The 21,135-nt window shown below is 54.9% G+C and carries 21 protein-coding genes; 9 read left to right on the top strand and 12 right to left on the bottom strand.

The window, feature by feature from the left end; genetic code table 11:
* Positions 1-8: 8 nt before the first annotated feature.
* Together glgA and WG929_RS11125 are read left to right on the top strand one after the other, a co-directional pair.
* A complete protein-coding gene (gene glgA, locus WG929_RS11130; RefSeq protein WP_416206071.1) occupies positions 9-1,475 on the top strand; it encodes a glycogen synthase GlgA in 1,467 nt (488 codons plus the stop codon).
* Positions 1,476-1,495: 20 nt separating this feature from the next.
* Positions 1,496-4,018, top strand: coding sequence for a glycogen/starch/alpha-glucan phosphorylase (locus WG929_RS11125; RefSeq protein WP_416206070.1), 2,523 nt, complete (start codon positions 1,496-1,498; stop codon positions 4,016-4,018).
* Between the two features lie 196 nt (positions 4,019-4,214).
* On the opposite strand, the gene WG929_RS11120 is transcribed toward WG929_RS11125, so the two are convergent.
* The 11 genes from WG929_RS11120 to nifL form a co-directional block, all read right to left on the bottom strand.
* Positions 4,215-4,778, bottom strand: a complete 564-nt coding sequence (locus WG929_RS11120; RefSeq protein WP_416206069.1) for a hypothetical protein — start codon at positions 4,776-4,778, stop codon at positions 4,215-4,217.
* A gap of 576 nt (positions 4,779-5,354) precedes the next feature.
* Positions 5,355-6,068: a dinitrogenase iron-molybdenum cofactor biosynthesis protein gene (locus WG929_RS11115; protein ID WP_416206068.1), complete on the bottom strand. Its 714-nt coding sequence runs from the start codon at positions 6,066-6,068 to the stop codon at positions 5,355-5,357.
* A gap of 174 nt (positions 6,069-6,242) precedes the next feature.
* Positions 6,243-6,512: a BolA family protein gene (locus WG929_RS11110; protein ID WP_416206067.1), complete on the bottom strand. Its 270-nt coding sequence runs from the start codon at positions 6,510-6,512 to the stop codon at positions 6,243-6,245.
* Between the two features lie 12 nt (positions 6,513-6,524).
* Positions 6,525-6,863 (bottom strand): Grx4 family monothiol glutaredoxin, encoded by a 339-nt coding sequence (grxD, locus tag WG929_RS11105; RefSeq protein WP_369855503.1) that lies wholly within the window; start codon positions 6,861-6,863, stop codon positions 6,525-6,527.
* A gap of 11 nt (positions 6,864-6,874) precedes the next feature.
* Positions 6,875-7,666, bottom strand: coding sequence for an ankyrin repeat domain-containing protein (locus tag WG929_RS11100; protein WP_369855504.1), 792 nt, complete (start codon positions 7,664-7,666; stop codon positions 6,875-6,877).
* Between the two features lie 55 nt (positions 7,667-7,721).
* A complete protein-coding gene (locus tag WG929_RS11095) occupies positions 7,722-8,363 on the bottom strand; it encodes a nitrogen fixation protein NifQ (protein WP_369855505.1) in 642 nt (213 codons plus the stop codon).
* A complete protein-coding gene (locus WG929_RS11090; RefSeq protein ID WP_416206066.1) occupies positions 8,360-8,836 on the bottom strand; it encodes an ArsC/Spx/MgsR family protein in 477 nt (158 codons plus the stop codon). The genes WG929_RS11095 and WG929_RS11090 overlap by 4 nt, the downstream gene beginning before the upstream one ends.
* A gap of 36 nt (positions 8,837-8,872) precedes the next feature.
* Positions 8,873-9,151, bottom strand: a complete 279-nt coding sequence (locus tag WG929_RS11085; protein WP_369855507.1) for a 4Fe-4S binding protein — start codon at positions 9,149-9,151, stop codon at positions 8,873-8,875.
* A 55-nt stretch (positions 9,152-9,206) separates the two neighbouring features.
* Positions 9,207-10,739 (bottom strand): nitrogenase cofactor biosynthesis protein NifB, encoded by a 1,533-nt coding sequence (gene nifB, locus WG929_RS11080; protein ID WP_416206065.1) that lies wholly within the window; start codon positions 10,737-10,739, stop codon positions 9,207-9,209.
* Between the two features lie 319 nt (positions 10,740-11,058).
* Positions 11,059-12,666 (bottom strand): nif-specific transcriptional activator NifA, encoded by a 1,608-nt coding sequence (nifA, locus tag WG929_RS11075; RefSeq protein ID WP_416206106.1) that lies wholly within the window; start codon positions 12,664-12,666, stop codon positions 11,059-11,061.
* 12 nt (positions 12,667-12,678) lie between these two features.
* Positions 12,679-14,277, bottom strand: coding sequence for a nitrogen fixation negative regulator NifL (gene nifL / locus WG929_RS11070; RefSeq protein ID WP_416206064.1), 1,599 nt, complete (start codon positions 14,275-14,277; stop codon positions 12,679-12,681).
* Positions 14,278-14,627: 350 nt separating this feature from the next.
* Here nifL and rsxA point away from each other — a divergent pair, with 350 nt between their 5' ends.
* The 7 genes from rsxA (at position 14,628) to WG929_RS11035 (ending at position 20,105) form a co-directional block, all read left to right on the top strand.
* Complete coding sequence (gene rsxA / locus WG929_RS11065; RefSeq protein ID WP_369855511.1) at positions 14,628-15,200, top strand: electron transport complex subunit RsxA; 573 nt, start codon at positions 14,628-14,630, stop codon at positions 15,198-15,200.
* Between the two features lie 82 nt (positions 15,201-15,282).
* On the top strand, positions 15,283-15,810 hold the full coding sequence (locus WG929_RS11060) for an RnfABCDGE type electron transport complex subunit B (protein WP_369855512.1): 528 nt from the start codon (positions 15,283-15,285) through the stop codon (positions 15,808-15,810).
* Between the two features lies 1 nt (position 15,811).
* On the top strand, positions 15,812-17,332 hold the full coding sequence (gene rsxC / locus WG929_RS11055) for an electron transport complex subunit RsxC (RefSeq protein WP_416206063.1): 1,521 nt from the start codon (positions 15,812-15,814) through the stop codon (positions 17,330-17,332).
* A 2-nt stretch (positions 17,333-17,334) separates the two neighbouring features.
* Complete coding sequence (locus WG929_RS11050; RefSeq protein ID WP_416206062.1) at positions 17,335-18,441, top strand: RnfABCDGE type electron transport complex subunit D; 1,107 nt, start codon at positions 17,335-17,337, stop codon at positions 18,439-18,441.
* A 1-nt stretch (position 18,442) separates the two neighbouring features.
* Complete coding sequence (rsxG, locus tag WG929_RS11045; protein WP_416206061.1) at positions 18,443-19,087, top strand: electron transport complex subunit RsxG; 645 nt, start codon at positions 18,443-18,445, stop codon at positions 19,085-19,087.
* A gap of 24 nt (positions 19,088-19,111) precedes the next feature.
* Positions 19,112-19,789, top strand: a complete 678-nt coding sequence (locus WG929_RS11040; protein ID WP_369855516.1) for an electron transport complex subunit E — start codon at positions 19,112-19,114, stop codon at positions 19,787-19,789.
* Positions 19,790-19,844: 55 nt separating this feature from the next.
* On the top strand, positions 19,845-20,105 hold the full coding sequence (locus WG929_RS11035) for an RnfH family protein (RefSeq protein ID WP_416206060.1): 261 nt from the start codon (positions 19,845-19,847) through the stop codon (positions 20,103-20,105).
* 52 nt (positions 20,106-20,157) lie between these two features.
* Here the strand turns inward: WG929_RS11035 and WG929_RS11030 are convergent, their stop codons facing one another.
* Positions 20,158-21,126, bottom strand: a complete 969-nt coding sequence (locus WG929_RS11030; RefSeq protein WP_416206059.1) for a TRAP transporter substrate-binding protein — start codon at positions 21,124-21,126, stop codon at positions 20,158-20,160.
* Positions 21,127-21,135 lie beyond the last annotated feature (9 nt).

Genomic DNA, 21,135 nt, shown 5'->3' with positions numbered 1-21,135 from the left:
AATCCTCCATGAATATATTGTTTGCCACTTCCGAAATTCATCCGGTCATCAAGACCGGCGGTCTGGCGGATGTATCGGGCGGCCTGCCCAATGCCTACTCCCGGCTCGACCATCAGGTACGGGTCGTGCTGCCCGGTTACCTGGCCGTGTGGGAAAAACTCACCGACGTCCACAAGATTGCCGAATTCCACACGGGTACAACTTTTTACGACCACCCGGTAGTGATCAAGGCAGCCCGCAGCAGCGGTATCGATGTGCCGCTGTGGATTGTCGATATCCCGGAGCTGTTTGATCGCCCTGGCAACCCGTATCTGGCCGCCGACGGTAGTGACTGGTGGGACAACGGTGAACGTTTCGGCGTGTTCTCCCGCATTGTTGCCGAACTGGCGATGGACAAACATGGCATCGGCTGGCGTGCTGACCTGGTGCAAGCCAATGACTGGCAAACCGGGCTGGTACCGGCATTTTTGGCGGAAGAGTCACAACCACCAACCACTATCTTTACCATTCACAACATGGCCTATCAGGGCAATTTCCCCAACAGCCTGTTCAACTACCTGAACCTGCCATGGCACTGGTGGAGCGCCGAAGGCGGGCTGGAATTCCATGGCCAGATGTCGATGTTAAAAGCAGGCATCGAAAAAGCCGATTGGGTCACCACCGTCAGCCCGACCTACGCCAAAGAGATTACCTGGCCAGAATTCGCCTACGGACTGGAAGGCGTGATGGCCCGCAAACTGGGCGAAGGCCGCCTGGTGGGTATTATCAACGGCATCGACCAGGACGTCTGGAACCCGGCAACCGACCGTTTGATTGCCCGCACCTACAGCGCCGAAAAAGGCCGGGTAGCCGCCAAAGCCGAAAACAAAAGAGCCCTGCTCAATCATTTTGGCTGGCACGAATCCGAAATAGACCCAAACATACCGGTGATCGGCATGGTCGGGCGTCTGGTCTGGCAAAAAGGCGTGGATCTGGTACTCGACCTGATTCCGCACATCCTTGAGCAGGAAAATGCCATATTTGTCGTACTGGGAAGCGGTGACCGTGAGCACCATGACGCATTACAGCGACTGGCCATTTATTATCCCCGCAGGGTGCTGGTATATCTCGGCTATTCCGAGGCACTGGCCCACCTGGTGGAAGCGGGCTCCGACATATTCCTGATGCCATCCCGCTTTGAACCCTGTGGCCTTAACCAGATTTATAGCCTGATGTATGGCACCCCACCGATTGTGCACAGCACCGGCGGCCTCGCAGACACCGTCGTCAATGCTACGGTCGAGAACCTCGACAATGGTACGGCGACGGGCTTCGTGTTCTACGACCCCAGCCTGCACGCCCTGAAATCAACACTGCAACACGCCCTGTACCTGTTTGGTAAAAAACGGAGCTGGCAAAAATTGCAGAAACAAGGCATGCAACAGCACTTTGGCTGGCAAGACAGCGCCCAACAATATCTGAACCTGATTCAGTAATTCAGCAGGAGAACAGCACAATGTCGGAACCTACACATGCGGCAACCCCGGAAACCCTGTCTCCACAAGCACAACGCGAGTTAATTGAAGAGCTGTTGAAAAAAGTCGGTATGAACGTCACCGACATCGAAGAGGATTTTGTTAACTACCTCTACAACATGCTGGGTCGCAATCTGGCCTCAGAACCCGACTACCACTACAAGGCACTGGCCTATGCCGTACGCGACCGGGTGATGAAGCTGTGGAAGCAAACCTGGGCCGGTTACCATCAGGAAAAAAGCAAAAAAGCTTATTACCTGTCGATGGAGTTTCTTATCGGCCGCTCGCTGAGCAACAACATGCTCAACCTCGGTATCGAAGACAAGGTCGACCTGGCCATTTATAAATTGGGCCTGGCGCTGGAACACATCGAAGATGCCGAAGCCGATGCCGGCCTCGGCAATGGTGGTCTTGGTCGACTGGCGGCCTGCTTTATGGACTCCTGTGCCACCCTGCGACTGCCAGTGATGGGCTACGGCCTGCGTTATGAATACGGCATGTTCAAACAGCTGATCCAGAACGGCCACCAGATTGAAGCTCCAGATCATTGGCTTGGCTACGATAGCTACCCGTGGGAATTCCAGCGCCGCGAATACACCCGCGTGATCCGCTTTGGGGGCGTATCCCGTCCCTACCGCGATCATCAGACCGGCCGTCTGACCGTACGCTGGGAAGACACCGAAGAAGTACTGGCGGTGCCGTACGACGTACCGATTCCTGGCTACAAAAACAACACCGTCAATACCCTGCGGTTATGGTCAGCCCAGGCCACCGAAATATTCAACTTCTCCGAATTTAACCGGGGCTCCTACTTCGAAGCAGTATCTTCCAAGGCCGAAGCCGAAAATATCACCATGGTGTTGTACCCCAACGACGCCAGTGAAAACGGCAAGGAACTGCGCCTGAAACAGCAGTACTTCCTGGTCTCAGCCTCGCTGCAAGATGTGGTGGCCCAATGGATTGAACAACACGGTCACAACGTCGACGACTTCGATACCCACAACGTCTTCCAGCTCAATGATACCCACCCGAGTCTGGCGGTCGTCGAGCTGATGCGAATCCTGATTGACGACCTGGGGCTGGAGTGGGACAAGGCCTGGAAAATCACCAGCAACTGCATGGCCTATACCAACCACACCCTGCTGCCGGAAGCACTGGAACGCTGGCAAGTCTCGTTGTTCCAGAAACTGCTGCCACGCTTGCTCGACATTATTTATGAAATCAATACCCGTTTCCTCAAGCAGGTAGCGATGAAATGGCCTGGCGACAATGATCGTCTGCGGCAGATGTCGGTGATCGACGAACACCAGAACGTGCGTATGGCCTACCTCGCCATTGTTGGCAGCTTCTCGGTGAATGGCGTCGCGGCGCTGCACTCACAACTGCTGAAAGATGGTCTGTTCAACGATTTTTACCAACTGTGGCCATGGAAATTCAACAACAAGACCAACGGTGTGACCCAGCGCCGCTGGATTGCCAGCTCCAACCCCGGATTACGCAAACTGCTGGCCGACACCATCGGTGAAGGCTGGATTACCCATCTGGACGAACTGACCGCCATCGAACAACAGATCGACAACCACTCATTCCGTCAAGCCTGGATTGAAGTCAAACGCAACAACAAAAAACGTCTCGCACAACTGGTACAACAAGATACCGGCGTTGTTTTTAACCCGGATTCCATGTTCGACGTCCAGGTCAAACGCATTCACGAGTACAAGCGCCAATTACTGAACGTATTACACGTGATCCACCTGTACACCCGTATCAAACGGGGTGACACCGCCAACTGGACCAACCGTTGTGTGCTGATTGGTGGCAAGGCCGCACCGGGTTACTTTATGGCCAAAACCATCATCAAGCTGGTTAACAACGTGGCCGACATCATCAACAACGACCCGGAAGTCGGCGACAAGCTGAAACTGGCGTTTATTCCCAACTACCGGGTATCGGTCATGGAAATCATCGCCCCTGGCACCGATCTGTCGGAGCAGATATCCACCGCCGGTAAAGAAGCCTCCGGCACTGGTAATATGAAGTTCATGATGAACGGTGCCGTGACCATTGGCACCCTTGATGGCGCCAACGTGGAAATCCTCGAAGCTGCGGGCGAAGACAACTTCTTCCTGTTTGGCCTGAAAACCGACGAAGTGGCTGAGCTACGGCACCAGTATCATCCTCAAAGCTATATCGACAGTGATCATGACCTGCAAAGCGTCTTCAACCTGTTGGAATCCGGTCACTTCAACCACTTTGAACCCGGCCTGTTTGACGACCTGATCAATGGCATGAAATCACCTGGCGACCCTTGGGTGACACTGGCCGATTTCCGCAGTTTTGTTGATGCCCAGCAGCAAGCCGCCACGGCTTTCCGCAACGTCGAACGCTGGACCAGCATGAGCATTATCAACTCTGCCCGTAGTGGTGTGTTCTCCACCGACCGCACCATCAGTCAGTACAATGAGGAGATCTGGAAATTGACACCGGTAGGTGACGGAGACTGAAGCGGCAATAACCGGAAAGCAGAAAGCAGAAAGCAGAAAGCAGAAAGCAGAAAGCAGAAAGCAGAAAGCAGAAAGCAGAAAGCAGAAAGCAGAAAGCAACCAGTAAACGGACAGCGGCTGAGCCCTGTCCACTATATTGACCGCTGCATGAATCATCCATGCAGTGGTCAATTCAAGGAATAAAACAACCGGACAATTACAAGGCGCCGTGAATCTCACGAACGGCAGAGTTGGTCATGGTCATTGCTTCTTCCAGTGATGTCAGCGGGTACTTCTGCGGCTTGTAGCCTTTCAGTTCGGCGTACATGGTTTCCAGCTTGGCGGCTGGCTTCTGGCCCTTAAAATCGCTTTTTTCCAGTGCCAGCTCTTCCATCAATTCGTTCCAGGGGACACCCTGAACCATAGGAATCAGCACAAAGTTGATGCCATTGATGTCGACTTGCACCGGGCTTTTCAGGTTGACAACAAACAGCACAGCCTTCATATCCGGTGCAAAATCCCCCTCGTAGAAGTCGACCAGTCCAGGAATGGACGCCATTTTGTCGAGTGCACCAACAAACATATGAATCTTGTCATCTGCCAGGATCACGGCTTCCCGCATAATTTCCTTGGGTGGCAGAGTATGGCCTTTGTCGTCCCCTATTTCACCGGCAACGATCACCAGATCGCCGCGATAAGCCAGCAGGCCGGATTCACTGGTTGCCTCCAGAAAGTTGGAGTAGAACAGACGCCCGGTTTCTTTATAGGTAGTAAGCAGCATGGTAGTTTCCTGTTGAAAGTGATGATTACCTGCTCTTTGCTTTCAAGAATCCTGCCGCCTTGCGGCGCAAGGACTTCTTTAAAAACCCTTTAAAATCATAGCTTTATAATCCAACAAAAAAGCACATGGTAATTATGTCGTATTTACGACACAACGCTGCCGACGCTATCCGACAAAGCGGACACAACCCAGAGCTGTCGGATTTGCGACAACAGCGGAGCCAGGCAGGTCACCAATATCAGAAACACCGCCACGGAAAGGCACTGACAAAGAAGGCCCGACCAACCTGCCGGAACAGCAGGTTGGCTGGAATCGAGAGGACTGGTATTCAAAGAACATCTATTTAATCCGGTGCCCGCTCTGGGATTTCGGATGGTGTCGTATCACGAAGCCGGTTTGCAGGCCTGACGAGTCACGTCAAAACCGGCGACACCGAGTCGGAATCATCTGGGCCGCTCCTGTAGAGCGCGGGCTGCCAAAAGAGAAAAGACTCGTCATTTCGCGGCATTCGCCGCCCTGCCCTGATCACCGGCAACACTCGTTCAGAAGCTGTGCAGGATTAAATAGATATCTCCTTCAGGCTTCTTTAGCGAACCGTACCCGATCTTCGGCTGATACGCCCAGAATTTTGGCCAGCCAGGGCGGAGGAGAGTTTTCCATCACACCCTGCAAACGCAGAAGTACCTCACTGGCCTCGCAGACGTCTTTTTGCTTGATCGGATATACGCCCGCACGCACCACCTTGGCCGCAGCCGGGCCGCCAATCGATTGCACATACGCCACTTGACAGTCATTGATCAGACTAGCGCGAAAGGCATTGCGATCATCCGACAAGTCAGCTTCCAGCGCCGAACGTACGTCCACCAGCTGAAATTCGCTGGCACTCAACTGATACACCAGAAAACGCAGGCAGGAACCAAAATGGCCGTTGAGCAACTCACCACTATTGGAAGCCACAGCCACCCGGATGGAATTGGGCATATCACCGGCTCCCGCTACGGGTTGTGGCAAATCTTCCTCTTCATTTTCACCCCAAAGAATCCGTACGGCTTCCTTGATAGCCGGCAGGCCAAGACTGATGTCTTCGCCATCCTCCTCACCATCGGCACTGCCAAAGCCGGTTTTCAAATCCGTGACCGTGATCGTCGCCAGAGATTCTTCCGACAGATCGCCATCTATTCGGCGGGTAAGAATATCCAGCAACTGGCCAATGCTGATATCCGGCAGAATGCGGGCAGCCATGGCTATTCGAAGAGCCGCTTCGCGGCTGATAGGCGGTAATTCACTCATCGCTAGTCTCCATCTCATTATTGGGTGCCGACGAGTCGGCCAAACGGCATGTCATCTCATCATAACCGGGCACCTCACCACGCTTACCACGGCATGCCGTGGTGCTACAACGCAGGTGCATTACCTGGCTTATCGTAGCCAGGCTGCAAGCCCACGGCATACCGTGGGCCGCCATTACATCAATCGGGTCAGACCACCCGGTGCGCGGGCTTGCCACTCCGTCGTGGTAAACGCTTCCACCGTCAGGGCATGTAACTCGCCCGTGGCCAGCGATTCACTGAAAGCCGCCAGGATACGTTGCTGCCGTTGCACCGGTCGCAGGCCATCAAAGACCTGACTGACCACACGGGCGGTGAAATTGCAGTCCGCCCCGTCTATCTCGATGCTTGCATCCGGGTCTTCCAGAGCCTGCAGGATACGCTGACGAACTTCACTGGTTTCCATAATGACGTCCTGTTATTCAGCGCTGGCACTGACGTTGGCTTCTTGCAGCAGTGTTTTCAGCGAGCCATCCGCTGCCATACTGCACACAATGTCACTACCGCCAACCAGTTCGCCATTAACGAACAACTGGGGAAAGGTTGGCCAGTTGGAAACCTTCGGCAGGCGCTCCCGAATCGATGGTGCTTGCAGGATATTGACATAGGCAAAGTCGGCACCGGTTGCTTGCAGTGACTTGACTGCCGCCGCAGAAAAACCGCATTCCGGCGCTTCCGGTGTGCCTTTCATATAGATCAGTACCGGATTGCTGGTGATTTGCTTATTGATGGTTTGGATAATATCGGTGGTGCTCATGGTGGTTTCCCTCAGGCGACAAAGCGATTAACCGGGTGGTTATCCGGCAGAATGTGGTGTTGCAGCAGGCGTAAGGTACTGGTACTGGCGGCAACGTCGAGTACCGAGAAGTCATCCAGCGTGGTCGGTGAGGTATCAGCACCGGCCTCCAGCAGTTGTGCAACCAGTGGGTTATGACCAATAGAAACGGCGTAAATCAGCGCCGTCGCACCGTGGTCATTTTGCTGGTCCATATCAATATCGTTATCGAGCAATAGTTTGACGATACGAGCGTTTTTACTGTGGCACGCCATCCAGAGGGCGTTATTACCATCCTTGTTAACCAGATCGATACCCGCCCCGGCCATCACCAGCTCGTGGGCGATGGCAAAATTACCTTCCCGACAAGCCTGCATCAGCGCCGTGTTCTGGTTGTCACCACGCTGGTCAAGATTGGTCGGATCAAATTCGTTGTCGACCAGCCAGCCACACAGTTCGTGGCTGATAGCATCAAGCGGACGGCTGATGCTCGGATACCAAGCTTCATAGCCACCATCAAGGCTGTAACAGCTGGTAAAGCCGAAGTCACTGAACAGCTGTGCCATATCCTGACTGGCGTGGCCGTGATAGCAGTAGATCAACACCGGCACGGAGCGCGCGGTATGTTTGATCAAGGCGCGCAAATTACTGTCATTCAGATGCAGCGCAGCAGGATGATGACCCGACAGATAAGAACGGAAATCACGCATGTCAAGCAGCAACATAGGGCCGTCATATAACATCGCTTCAGCTTCGGTAACGGACAGGGTTTGCCATTGAGTCATGGTGATCTCCTCTTCCAGAAAAATGGTCATTGATGGATTAATGGGTCATTCGAAATCAGTCTTCAGGGCCAAAACAGTCGGCATACGCAGTGCATTCATCACAGCTGGGAGCGCGACAAACATAACCGCCACCGGCTTCACACAACTGCTTGTAAAAGAATCGTTTCCACTTCATGTCGCGATCGTTGGCGGCTACCAGCTGCGGAAAATTCTGCGACAACAAGGCACTCAACTCGCTGCGATTGAGCAAGCCGAGGTCACGCCAGAGATGTTCGCCACCAAGACAACCCGCAGCGACGATATCAGCCATCAGCAATTCGCTATCGTCCTTGCCAGCCCGGTATTGCAGCAGCAACTGGCGTATTTCCTGCCATTCGTCCTCACGCATTTCCAGCAGTTGCTGGCGCAAGTCGGTATCATGACGCAGATTGTCACGGTCTTGCTGGCGTGGCGACGGCAGGCTTTGATAACGGTTTTGGCCATGCAGGTAGCGATGCATAAACCAGCGAAAATCGACCGGTTTCAGACCCAGGTAGTACGGCAGACAGGTACGTCCCTGACGCTGACCACGCAGCATTTGTCCTAACCAGCGACTGGTATTGGCACGCAGGGGTTGCCGCTCACTATTGGCCATTGGCAACAGCTGGATGACAATCTGTCGCCAGAGTGTTGGACGTAAAGTCACCGCCAGGTTCATGCGTATTCTCCTGTCTGGGTACGACTGTTTGTTATGCTGCCGGGAACCGTGCAGCTCTTCCCCGAAGCGTGGTGACTGGCACAGCCTTCAATATCATCAGGGACATCCAGTTCTTCGCGGCTGCGAGCGCCCAGCCCCAGCTGCTGCTGTAAACGGGGCCAGTCAAAACCGCAGTGATACCAACCTTCCAGCTGAATTAACGGCCGTCGGATCAATAGCGGTTCGGCAATCATCGCTGCCATTGCTTGCTCTGCCGTACAGTGTTCAGGGTCGATCTGACCGTTTTTAACGGCGGGTGCCGAGCGGTTGAACCACTCGCTCACCGGCAAGGAATCAAAAAAACGTCGCAACTGCTGTGCCTGCCAAGGAGTGGTGAGCAGGTTATGCTCAATCACGTCAACACCGGCTTCGCGCAGAATCTTTTTCTGGCGGGTATTATTGATGCAGCCTGGTTTTTCATAAAAATGCAGCACGATACAATCTCCTGTTGCGACGATTTCTTACGACCGTTAGCGGGCCTGGATTTCTTTCAGGGCTTCAGCCATTTTTTCTGGCGGAATACCGGTCAACGAACCTGGCGGGTTAATCGCCATGCCGCTGGCATCAAGAATCGCTTCTTCAATCGGGCAAATGCTGGCGCACTGAGGCTGGGCGTAGTCGTCCTCACACTCGGTACACTTGCGGGCATTGATTTTGAAATGCGGCTTGCTTTCGTAAATGGCATCGCTGGGGCATACGTCGTAACAGGCCCAGCAGTTCACGCAGGAATCAACAATAGATAACGCCATGCTAACCTCCGAGGGTGCAGTGGATGGCCGGGGTATTCCCCGGCCGGGTTATGACTCAGGCAGAGACCCGTTCTGCTGCCGGTGCCGATTCAGCCGCGTCATCAAGTTGACCGTTGGCGGCCATTTCCTTGTAGACCTCCAGCACGGCTTCTTCGATAGGCTCCATGGCATGTTCACCGTTAGGCACGATTCCCGCGTCTTCCAGCAAGGACCATGGCTCGTAGCCAATCTTGGAACAAAGCACCGCTTCACAACCGCTGAGGGCGCGAATGGAACCGGCCAGGGCACTTTCTTTTTCACCACAAGCGTCATCACCAACACAGTACTGATCAACCTTGCGGTGACTGATAAAACGCACGCCTTTGGGTGAGGCTTCATAGATCAGGAATTCGGTCGCATGGCCAAAGTGCTGGTTGATCAAACCACCGCCACTGGTGGCTACGGCCATCAATACCGGACGCAGACTGCTGGAGATCGCACTCTCTGCAGAGGGGATGGAAACTGCTGCCAGACGACTACGCTTGGCTTCTTTTTCGTCCAGTTCTTCAAGGATACCGGCGTGTACAACGGCTCGGGTTTTCATCGCCGCGTTGTAGTCGATGTCCATCGCGGCAATCTTGTCGAGTGTGAACTCTTCACCCCGGTCTTCACCCAACAGACCAACCGCATCAGCACGACACTGACGGCAGTGACGCATCATGTTCATGTCACCGGAACAGGCATCCTGCAGGTCTTGCAGCTCTTCCGGCTCTGGCCCACGCTGGCCCATGATGCCAAAGAAGGTGCCGTGTTCAGATTCAGAAATCAGCGGCATGACGTTGTGCAGGAAAGCACCCTTGGATTTGACCGTGCGGGAAACTTCTTTCAGGTGTTCGTCGTTCACACCAGGAATCATCACTGAGTTAACCTTTACCAGGATGCCGCGCTCAACCAGCATCTCCAGACCTTTTTGCTGTTGGGCAATCAGGATTTTGGCGGCTTTTTCGCCGTAGATACGCTTGTTGTTCCAGTAGATCCAGGGATAGATCTTGGCACCAACAGCCGGGTCGACACAGTTGATGGTAATGGTAACGTGATCGATATTGTGCTTCGCCAGTTCTTCAACTGAATCTGGCAGCGACAGACCATTGGTGGAGACACACAGTTTGATATCTGGAGCCTGCTCACTCAGCATACGAAATGTTTCGAACGTGCGTTCGGGATTGGCCAGCGGGTCACCAGGGCCAGCAATGCCGAGTACGGTCATTTGCGGGATATTGGCCGCCACGGCCTTGGTTTTCATCACGGCTTCTTCTGGGGTCAATACCTCAGATACCACTCCGGGACGAGATTCATTGGAGCAGTCATACTTGCGATTACAGTAATGACACTGGATGTTACAGGCGGGGGCGACCGCTACGTGCATACGAGCAAAGTAGTGGTGTGCCTCTTCGGAGTAACATGGATGATTTTTTACCTTGTCACGAATTGCATCAGGCAGCTGCGACATTTGGTCGTTATCGCTGCCGCACGAGCCAGAGGCGCAGCTGCTGCTTTCTGCTGCTGCCGCCTCGTTGCTTTCGTCTTGTCCAAGCACTGTCAGTTGCATGGTCTCAGCTCCTTCATTGTGACCTGCCTGCGGCAGGTGAATCTCTGATAATCCGGGTGGGCCGGTTGCTAACAGATCGATGCAATGCCAATGCCTAAATACAAGCCATTGTTTTCATTGATTTTTTACGTTTTCAACTGGCAATTTGTCGTGTCACATACAACACATCAGGGGGAATTTTTGTGGTGTAGGGAACAAAGGCAAGAATGCTCAATGACGTAGGAGTTCTTCCTCATCAGCATCCTTTCCCGCCATACCGATGAGAATCCGACACATCAGCCGCGCATTCGACGCAACGGCAGAGCACGGAACCTTGGCCCTACAGTTTGCGCACATTGATTTTCATGGTTTGGATCCGGTAGGCAATCTGACGCGGGGTCATATTGAGCAAACGAGCAGCCTTGGCTTGCACCCAGCCGGTTTGTTCAAGAGCTGCGATCAGGCGTTCGCGTTCATCCATTTCAGGATTGTCGAGATCAACGCTGGAGGCTGTTGCCGGTGCAGGACTGCTGTAGCCCGTACTGCCATTGCCGGTACTGACACTACCCTGGCGCTGATGATCTGGCAGCGCAATCACGTCGCTGTCGATCACCCCTTCTTCACTCATCACTGCTGCCCGTTCGAGGCAGTTTTCCAACTGTCGCACATTGCCGGGCCAGTCATGGCTCATCAATATGCGAATGGCGTTGTCAGTCAAGCGCAAGGGGCGACCTTGCTGGCGGGATACCTTGTCGAGCAGGAAGGTGGCCAATTCCGGCACATCCACCAGCCGTTCTCGCAGTGGTGGCAGCTGGATCGCCATTACATTAAGACGGTAATAGAGATCTTCGCGGAAGCGGCCTTTTTCAACTTCTTCTTCGAGATTACGGTTGGTCGCGGCAACGATACGCACGTTGACCTTGATGGTCTGGCCACCCCCGACCCGCTCCAGTTCGCCTTCTTGCAACACCCGTAACAGTTTGGCCTGAAACAGGGCGGAGATTTCACCAATTTCATCCAGGAACAAGGTGCCCCCATCGGCTTGTTCAAAACGGCCCTTGCGCTGCTTGATGGCATTGGTAAACGCGCCTTTTTCATGGCCAAATAATTCCGATTCGAGCAAATTTTCTGGCAAGGAGGCGCAGTTCAGGCAGACAAAATGATTGTGTGACCGCGGCGAGTTGTAGTGGATGGCGTTGGCGATCAGCTCCTTGCCAGTACCGGATTCCCCCAGAATCAGCACGGTGCTGTCCCATTTGGCCACCCGACGCACCTGATCAAACACCCGCCGCATACCATCAGAGTGGCCGACAACCATGTTGTCAAAGCCGTATTTCACCCGTACTTCCCGACGCAGCTCGTCGCGCTCACGAGCAATGGTCTGGCCTTCTTCCTGGTTCACCAGCAAGCGCACGGTTTGCGACAGCAAATTGGCTGCCGCCGTCATAAACTCGGTGCGTTCAGCCAAGTAGTCATCGGCGGGAACATCAGGCTGGGCGGCCAGTACGCCGATCGCCTTGCCTTTGCCATCCCGGATCGGCACACCAATAAATGGCAGTTCCAGATCGTAGAGTTCCAGTCGATCTAAAAATCTCGGTTCACTGGAGATACGCCCCAGTACGATCGACTGATTGCTCGACAGCACCCGCCCCACAATCCCTTCGCCAGGCTGATACTTGACCGATGGTGTCTTGCCGCCACCGTCATTTTCACGGTACACGGCACCGACCTGCAGTGTGCTGTTCTCGGGGTCATACAGGTTGACCACACCATGCTGCAAGCCACAATGATTATGCAGGATGCCCAGAATTCCGGTAAGCGTTTCCTCAATGGTGCGAGCTTCCGACAGCACTCCGGCGACTTCCGCCAGGCAGCGGAATTGCCGCTCCATCAACTCAGCCTTACTGTTAACACGCTTGCCACCAGCCGCTAATCGGGAGGTTGTCATCACGTTGGCCTCCTAATGCGACGAGATAAACGGGAGTCGCACAACAACGCGACATCCTGTTCGGTGGGACAGATCGATGTGCACCGTACCTGAATGATCAGTGACGATATCGTGCACCATGGGCAGTCCCATACCACGGCAGCCGTTGCCGGAGGTTTTGGTACTGAAGAAGGGTTCAAAGACCTTCAGTTGCAAGGCCGGGGCGATACCTGGCCCGGTATCGATAATTTCACAGCACACACCATTGGTTTCGCCACGGGTAATAATGGTCAGCTCGCGATGGCGCACCGTGCGTTCACTCATGGCGTCCACGGCGTTGTCGAGCAGTTGCTTGAACATGCTGCGCAAGCGCCGTTCCCGCCCGATCACTGCGGGCAATTGCAACGCCGGTTGCCAGTCAACGGTAATTCCTTGTGCTAATAGTCGTTCAGTAGACAATGCCAGCGACTCCCGCAGCAGCTCGTTAATATTGACCGGTTTCTTGCTCTCTTCCAGCGCAGCAGGCATGGCATCCCGCATACTGTCCATAGCACCGTTCCCGGCGGCCAGCGCTTCTTCCAGCGCCCCCAGCAAGGCGTCATCCCGGTTAGCACCTGTGCGCCGCTGCAACATACTGACGGCGGTGCCGAGCAGATTAACGGGACCCTGCATCTGGTGAATCGCGCCATTGACGGTTTCCCGCATGCCTTGCACCAGATCCTCTTCCGCCATCAGCGCCTTGAGCGCATTCAGATGCACTTCCTCCTGGCGACGCCGTATATCGGTAATGTCGTTGATCATTAACAACACATAGTGACGCACGGTTTGTTCAAAGAAGCCGTCGGCTTCCTCACACTTCACGTCAATGGTGGTGCCAAAACAGGAGTACCAGCGTCCCCGGCTACGGCCGTAATCCAGCGAGAATTCCTTGTCGTCAAAACTGCGGCGATCTTCCAGCAGTTGATGATAGGCACTGCCCAGTTTGGTGCCGATCACATTGACGACGGTTTCCAGTGGCTCATCGCGCAGTAAATCCGCCGCCAGTGCGCGGAAACTGGGGTTGGCCGATACAATACGATGGTGTTCATCCAGCACCAGCACCGAGGCAGGCACCGAGTTGAGCACCGCTTCCATCATCAACTTCTGGTTCATCACCCGCTGTTCCAGCTCGTGCATGTCGGAACCGTCACGATGCATGCCGAGGTAATAGATGGTGTCGTTGTTTTCATTGATAACCGGCGCGACCGTCAGCTCGGCCAGGTACAGGCGCTTGTCCTTGCGCCGGTTCAGCATCATGCCGGTCCAGGATTTTTGCTGCGCCAACCGGCCCCATAACGCCTGATAGACAATACGAGGCGTGGTGTGGTTGGAGAGGATGGATTCGTTATGCCCCAACACTTCGTCTTCGCCGTACCCCGTCACTTGAGTAAACGCACGATTAACGTAAAGAATATTGGCCTTCAGATCAGTAATGGAAATGGCCACAGGCGAATGTTCGACCGCCTGAAAAAATACCTCCTCGGGCAACAGCACACCTTCCGGGTGAATGTCGCTGATGCCTTTTTCTGCCAACCCCTTTTTTTCGAGTCTGGCGGCGGCGGCCTGTTCTGGCGAGAGTCTGACGTTACTCATAACAGCTCCTGGTCGGTGACGTGTTGGTACACCCTCAGGTAGGAGCAAGGAGCATGCCGCTACAATAATTAACCGTAACGCCCATGTTCTCTGTCAATTGCCCGACAATGCCGCGAACATTTGTCAGTAATGCAACAATGGCTTTTCCCGGTTTTTTACTGTTTGTCGCAAGTACGACAAACAATATCTTTGTCGTTTTTCAATCAAATGCCCTGTTTTCAAGCCTTTGCGCACCATTTGCAGTCATTCCTTTGTCGCTTCGATACAACAGCAGCTACGGCCAATCCCGTGGCACAGGAAATGCAATTTTGAGCTGATACGACAGACCCGCCCGAGATTCAGGAGGCCTTATGGAATATCTGTTGATTCTGGTCAGCACGTCGCTGGTCAACAACATCGTACTGGTGAAGTTCCTTGGTCTGTGCCCACTGATGGGGGTATCCAGCAATGTATCAGCCGCCTGGGGCATGAGTCTGGCGACGACCTTTGTACTGACGCTGTCGGCGCTGTGCAGCTGGATGATTGAACACTGGCTGTTGCAACCACTGGGCATTGAATTCCTGCGCATTCTGTCCTTCATCCTGATTATTGCTGCCGTGGTGCAGTTCACCGAAGTACTGATTCGCCGGGCCAGCCCGCTGCTGCACAAGGCATTGGGCATTTACCTGCCGTTGATTACCACCAACTGCGCAGTGCTGGGCGTTGCTTTGCTGAATATCACCGAACAACACAATCTGGTCGAAAGCCTGATGTTTGGTCTCGGTTCGGCACTCGGGTTTGTGATTGTCATGGTGATGTTTGCCGGACTACGGGAACGACTGGCACTGGCCAATGTGCCCGAGCTGTTCAGCGGTACACCGATCAGTCTGGTTACGGCTGGCTCGTTATCGCTGGTATTTATGGGCTTTAGCGGAATGATCTGAGCCTGCTTCACGAACGGCAGCTGTTTTTCACCTACCACCCAAACGCCGGGACAGACCGGCAAACAGGATCTTCGGAGGCATTATGTTGATCGCAACTCTGGTACTCACCCTATTAGGCCTGGTTCTCGGAGGCCTGCTTGGTCTGGCAGCCAAATACTTTGCCACTGGCGAAGACGATCCGATGATGAAAGAAATCGAACAAATGTTGCCTGGCAGCCAGTGCGGCCAATGCGGATTTCCTGGCTGTACACCCGCAGCAGAGGCCATCGCCAGCGGCAATGCCGATGTCACTTGCTGTCCTCCTGGTGGCCGGGCACTGGCTGAAAACCTCGCCCGCTTGTTGGATATCGACCTTTCCACTCTAGGGGATTCTCCGGAGCCACAACTGGCCACCATTAATGAAACCCTGTGTACCGGCTGCACCCGCTGTTACAAAGCCTGCCCTACCGATGCCATTGTCGGGGCCAGCAAACAGATCCACGTCGTCGTCTCCAAGGCCTGCACCGGTTGCAGCCAATGCATGGAAGCCTGCCCTGAAGACTGCATCAGCCTGACCACACAACCTGTGACGCTGGAGCGTTGGCACTGGTCGAAACCAGAGGCCGCCTGATATGTTATTCGGACTCGGCCGCATTCGCGGCGGCGTGCACCCTGACGGCCACAAGGCTGACAGTGCCCGCTTTGAAATCAACAGCCATTTGCCCTTGCCCGACACGCTTTGGCTGCCGCTGTGCCAGCATTCTGGTGAAGATGCAAAAGCGCTGGTGCAAGTCGGTGAGCGAGTACTCAAGGGCCAGCGGATTGCCGCAGCAGCAGGGCGTTTTTCTGCCAATATTCACGCCCCGACGTCCGGTACGGTTACGGCTATCGACACGATCACCATGCCCCACCCGTCAGGTTTACCGGCCAAAGCTATTATCCTGCAACCGGATGGCCAGGAAGAATGGATAGCGCTGACACCGCCACCGGATCCGTTTGCCATGCCTCAGGAAGAGCTGGCCACACTGGTGGAACAGGCTGGTATTGTCGGCATGGGCGGCGCGATTTTCCCCGCTGCGATCAAACTGCGTCAGGGCCGCCGTTTCGAAATCAAGACCCTGATTGTGAATGGCAGTGAATGCGAACCTTACCTGACCACCGACGACCGGCTGATGCGTGAACGCGCCGTCGAGATTGTCGAGGGTGCCCGCCTGGTGCGCTATATCATTGAAGCCTATCGCACAATCATCGCGATTGAAGACAACAAACCCCAAGCGATTGCGGCCTTGCAAGAAGCCGCCGCCAATGTCGGTGCGATTGAGATCGTGGTAGTGCCTGCCCGCTATCCCATGGGATCTGCCAAACAGCTGATTCAGGCAGTGACCGGACTGGAAGTCCCAGCAGGCAAACGCAGCAACGACATCGGTGTATTGGTGCACAACGTCGCCACGGTATATGCCATTCAGCAAGCATTGATTTATGGCAAACCGCTGATTTCCCGAATCACCACGGTTGCTGGCGGTTGTGTCGGCGAACCCCGTAACGTTGAAGCTCTGTTGGGTACCCCCATCAGGCATCTGTTTGAGCATTGTGGCGGACTGATCGCCACCCCGGCACGGCTACTGATGGGTGGCCCGATGATGGGCCAGGTACTGCCAACCACCGACGTCCCCCTGATCAAGGGCAGCTCCGGGGTATTGGCTCTGACCCGGGCCGAAGTCAATGAACACATGCCATCGCCGTGTATTCGTTGTGGCCGCTGCGTTGATGCCTGCCCAATGGGATTGTTGCCGCTGGAGATGGCACGCAGCTCAAAGCAGGACGACTTCGACAGTGCCCAGGATGCCGGACTGCGTGACTGCATTCTGTGTGGTTCCTGCGCCTATGTTTGCCCTTCTCATATTCCACTGGTGCAGTACTTTGAATACGCCAAGGGCGAACTGGCCGAAAGCCGTGCCGGCCAGCAAAAGCTGACCTATACCCAGGATTTGATGGCCGCCCGCAAGGAGCGACTGGAAGCAGAAGCCGCCGCCAAGGAAGCAGCGAAGCAGGCTAAAAAAGCCAAAAACAAAGTCAAAAAACCGCGCAAAACAGCCGAACCCGCTGCTGACACAGCCGAACCGGCTTCCACTACCGACAACGCGGGAGCATAACCATGACAGCCGACGTCCAGTACAACCCCACTGCTTCACCTCATGCCCATGACCGCTCCAGTATTGATCGCATCATGCTGCGCGTGTGCCTGGCACTGACGCCCGTTAGCTTATGGGGATTTTACTGCTTTGGCTGGCCAGCGTTGGTGCTATTTGTCACCACTTGTCTGGCTGCCATCCTGACCGAGCTGGCCTGTCTGTATTTGCAACAACAGCCGTTAAGTCGACTCGGGGATGGCTCGGCCCTGCTCACTGGCTGGTTGCTGGCGCTGACTCTGCCACCCTGGGCACCCTGGTGGATTGGTGTCGGTGGTGCTTTTTTTGCCATTACCATCGGCAAACAGATTTATGGTGGTATTGGCCAGAACGTCTTTAACCCGGCCCTGCTGGCACGTATCGCCTTGCTGATTTCCTTCCCGGTACAGCTCACCACTTGGGTGAACGTGATGCCTATCGACAGTGCTAATGCGCCGGGGCTGGCCGATGCGTTTGGTATTATCTTTGCTGGTCAACCCTGGATGAGTGATGCTGCAGACGGTATCACAGGTGCCACCTGGCTGGGGGCCAGCAAGGCTGCTGCTGCCGGAGGTGCCGACCTGGAAGCCATGCTCAGCCAAAACTTTTCCCTCTATGATGCCTTTTTTGGCTTTACCCGTGGCAGCCTGGGGGAAACCTCTGAACTGCTGGTGCTATTGGGCGGCCTGTGGTTGTTGATTACCCGAACCATCAGCTGGCATATTCCGGTATCCATGCTGGGTTCGCTGGCTTTTTTGGCCTGGCTCGGACAGCTCAGTAACCCGCAAGCCTACGCCGGAGCGCTGTTCCACCTCACTTCTGGCGGCGTCATGATCGGGGCTTTTTTCTACGCTACGGACTACGTTACCTCACCTTCAACACCCGTCGGCAAGCTGATCTTCGGAGCCGGTTGCGGCGTCCTGCTGTTTGCTATTCGCAGTTGGGGTGGCTTCCCGGAAGCCGTTGCCTTTTCCATTCTGCTGATGAACGCGTTAGCGCCACTGATCGACCGCGTGACCAAACCCCGAGCTTATGGCCGCCGCCGCTCTGGCGACGCCATCAAACACGTACCGGCACAGCGCAAGGTGGTATGACATGGAACAACCACTCGAGCAGCCGATAAAACAACCGCAGCCGTCCTGGCGCGACCAGCCACTGTATCAGGCACTGTTACTGGGTGGAGCCTGCGCCATCGTCAGCCTGCTGCTGGTGGTCGGTAACCTGGGCACCCAGCAGTCGATCGCAGACCACCAGATAGCGGACAAACTCGCCATGCTGGCGCAGGTGCTGCCACAGAGTTATTACGACAATGACCCGCTCAGTGATACCGCGCAGCTTTCCAGCCCGGCGCTGGGCGGCCCGGCCACACTGATGCTGGCGCGGCGGAACGGCGAAATCACGGCTCTGGCACTGCAGCTCAGCATTGCTGGCTGGGGCGGTATCATCGACATGATTCTGGCCACCACACCGGAGGGCGAGCTGTTGGGCGTCCGTATCATCAGCCATAAGGAAACTCCGGGGCTGGCCGACAAGATCGAACGCCCCAAAAGCGACTGGATCACCGGCTTTGACGGCAAATCTCTCGCCAATACCTCGGAACAGCAATGGGCCGTACAAAAGGACGGTGGCCACTTCGACCAGTTTACCGGTGCCACCATTACCCCCAGAGCCGTGGTTAAAGGCGTGCATCAGGGCTTGCTGCTACTCAACCAGTGGCGTCAACAACAGCCAGCGTCATGACGGCAATGAACAGGAGAGCATGATATGAACCATTACCGGCAGATTTTTCGTGAAGGCATGTGGGACAACAACGTTGCCATGGGGCAGATGCTTGCCCTCTGCCCGCTACTGGCCGTCACTACCAGCGCTACCAACGGCCTCGGTATGGGGATCGCTTCCCTCGCCGTGCTGCTGCTGACTAACATCATGATTTCAGCGGTACGCGGCGTGATCAGCCCGCAAGTACGGATACCGGTATTAATTGTATTGATCGCCACCGTTGTGACCATGGTGGATATGGCCATCAACGCCTTTCTCCACGATCTGTACAAGGTGCTCGGGTTATTTATCGCCCTGATTGTGACCAACTGCGCCATCTTCGGTCGCGCCGAAAGTTTCGCCAGCAAACAGCCGGTGGCTCTGGCAGCGGCCGATGCCCTCTCCATGGGACTGGGCTTTACCTGGGTACTGGTTGCGGTTGGTGCCATGCGCGAAATACTCGGCACCGGCACCCTGTTCGCCAATGCCTCACTGTTGCTCGGCAGCCATTTTGCCTGGCTGGAGACAGAAGTTATTCCCCACTACTCCGGTATCCTGCTGGCGATATTGCCACCGGGTGCCTTTATGGCGCTGGGGTTTCTGATCGTGATCAAACGCATGATAGACCGTCGCCTGCCAGCCTCCACAAACAATGGACTGGTCACGATCCAGAGCCACTGCTGAGTTACCCAAACCAACGTAACGCCAAAAGCCGGATTAAATATTGAAGGAACACGCCATGCACATCAGCGTTATTTACGCCATTGGCAACGACCAGCCCTGGATTGAACTCGACGTCGAAGAGCCCTGCCTGCTGGCCGAAGCGGTCGCCCAATCCGGCTTGCTGAACCACTACCCCGACATCGATCTCGACCAGCAGCGCGTCGGCATTTTTGGCAAGCTTGCCAAACCCGATACTCCGTTAAAACACGGTGATCGCGTTGAAGTGTATCGTCCGATTACCCGTAATCTGGATGACGACGATGAGGATGATGACTAAACGCCCAGGCGGGCGTTTGTGTTAATACAGCGTCCTTGCATCCAGCAGCACCCTACAGTGCTGCCGCTTCTGCTTCGAGTGCCTTCAGCGCGGGAGCTTTGACACGCCACTCCTGATACCAGCGATCCACCGCGTCACCAAAAAACTCACGTCCTACCTTGGTGACCGGGACCTTCGACGTTTTGATCTTGTCCAGATAGCTTTGGTCAAGATCGGAGTAGATCGAAAACACCTTGTCCAGATGCTTGCCAACAAGAGACTTGATCAGCTGCCGATCGGCGCCGGACAAACCGTTCCAGCGTTTGCCTGATGCCACCCCAACCATAGGTAATAACATGTGCGAGGAGTAAATGACGCTACCGGCATAATCCAGGTAACGGGCATTCCAGGTGCCTTCAAAATCGATTTGCATGCCATCAACCTGGCCATTGGCAAAAGCATCGTACAGTCCTGGCAGTGGAATAGGTGTGGGTGCCGCACCAATTTTTGTCCAGAAATCACGTTCAGGCTCAATTGGAATCGTACGGACTTTTTTACCTTTCAGATCATCCACGCTGTGGACTTCATTACGCATCACAATCTGGCGGAATCCGGCCATACCATAACCAAGCCCGACCAGCCCCAGGGTTTTCAGCTCGGTCAGCATCCCGGTTGCCGTTTCCCCATGCAGCAGGAACATGGCATCTTCCGGTGTATTCACCAGGTACGGCGCAAACAAGGCCGCGAAGTCTGGTCGACGATTCGCCATTTCACCGGCGGTCAAAAAGGCCATATCCAGAGCACCGGTCTGTAATTGCTGCAGCATTTGGGCTTCGTTGCCAAGTTGACCTGATGGGAAAATCAGTACCTTGAGCTTGCCGTCACTGCTCTTTTCCAGATCGTCAGCAAACGCCTTGGCCGCCAGCGTCCACTGATGGCTGGGCGGAGTAATCAACCCCAGCCGCAAAGTGTCGGCACAAGCCATTGTCGGTAGCAGTAGCACCACCAGCAACATGGATAGATAACCCGTGATTGTTTTCATCTGTATCTC

The organism is Oceanobacter antarcticus (assembly GCF_044962685.1).
Classification (GTDB): Bacteria; Pseudomonadota; Gammaproteobacteria; order Pseudomonadales; family Oceanobacteraceae; genus Oceanobacter; species Oceanobacter antarcticus.
Note: the sequence above shows the minus strand (reverse complement) of the source record. Positions and strands in the feature narration are given on the sequence as shown.

Bases quoted from the DNA above. Each gene is read 5' to 3' on its own strand.
- glgA (WP_416206071.1), top strand. From the start codon at position 9: ATGAATATATTGTTTGCCACTTCCGAAATTCATCCGGTCATCAAGACC.
- WG929_RS11125 (WP_416206070.1), top strand. From the start codon at position 1,496: ATGTCGGAACCTACACATGCGGCAACCCCGGAAACCCTGTCTCCACAA.
- WG929_RS11120 (WP_416206069.1), bottom strand. From the start codon at position 4,778: ATGCTGCTTACTACCTATAAAGAAACCGGGCGTCTGTTCTACTCCAAC.
- WG929_RS11115 (WP_416206068.1), bottom strand. From the start codon at position 6,068: ATGAGTGAATTACCGCCTATCAGCCGCGAAGCGGCTCTTCGAATAGCC.
- WG929_RS11110 (WP_416206067.1), bottom strand. From the start codon at position 6,512: ATGGAAACCAGTGAAGTTCGTCAGCGTATCCTGCAGGCTCTGGAAGAC.
- grxD (WP_369855503.1), bottom strand. From the start codon at position 6,863: ATGAGCACCACCGATATTATCCAAACCATCAATAAGCAAATCACCAGC.
- WG929_RS11100 (WP_369855504.1), bottom strand. From the start codon at position 7,666: ATGACTCAATGGCAAACCCTGTCCGTTACCGAAGCTGAAGCGATGTTA.
- WG929_RS11095 (WP_369855505.1), bottom strand. From the start codon at position 8,363: ATGAACCTGGCGGTGACTTTACGTCCAACACTCTGGCGACAGATTGTC.
- WG929_RS11085 (WP_369855507.1), bottom strand. From the start codon at position 9,151: ATGGCGTTATCTATTGTTGATTCCTGCGTGAACTGCTGGGCCTGTTAC.
- nifB (WP_416206065.1), bottom strand. From the start codon at position 10,739: ATGCAACTGACAGTGCTTGGACAAGACGAAAGCAACGAGGCGGCAGCA.
- nifA (WP_416206106.1), bottom strand. From the start codon at position 12,666: ATGACAACCTCCCGATTAGCGGCTGGTGGCAAGCGTGTTAACAGTAAG.
- nifL (WP_416206064.1), bottom strand. From the start codon at position 14,277: ATGAGTAACGTCAGACTCTCGCCAGAACAGGCCGCCGCCGCCAGACTC.
- rsxA (WP_369855511.1), top strand. From the start codon at position 14,628: ATGGAATATCTGTTGATTCTGGTCAGCACGTCGCTGGTCAACAACATC.
- WG929_RS11060 (WP_369855512.1), top strand. From the start codon at position 15,283: ATGTTGATCGCAACTCTGGTACTCACCCTATTAGGCCTGGTTCTCGGA.
- rsxC (WP_416206063.1), top strand. From the start codon at position 15,812: ATGTTATTCGGACTCGGCCGCATTCGCGGCGGCGTGCACCCTGACGGC.
- WG929_RS11050 (WP_416206062.1), top strand. From the start codon at position 17,335: ATGACAGCCGACGTCCAGTACAACCCCACTGCTTCACCTCATGCCCAT.
- rsxG (WP_416206061.1), top strand. From the start codon at position 18,443: ATGGAACAACCACTCGAGCAGCCGATAAAACAACCGCAGCCGTCCTGG.
- WG929_RS11040 (WP_369855516.1), top strand. From the start codon at position 19,112: ATGAACCATTACCGGCAGATTTTTCGTGAAGGCATGTGGGACAACAAC.
- WG929_RS11035 (WP_416206060.1), top strand. From the start codon at position 19,845: ATGCACATCAGCGTTATTTACGCCATTGGCAACGACCAGCCCTGGATT.
- WG929_RS11030 (WP_416206059.1), bottom strand. From the start codon at position 21,126: ATGAAAACAATCACGGGTTATCTATCCATGTTGCTGGTGGTGCTACTG.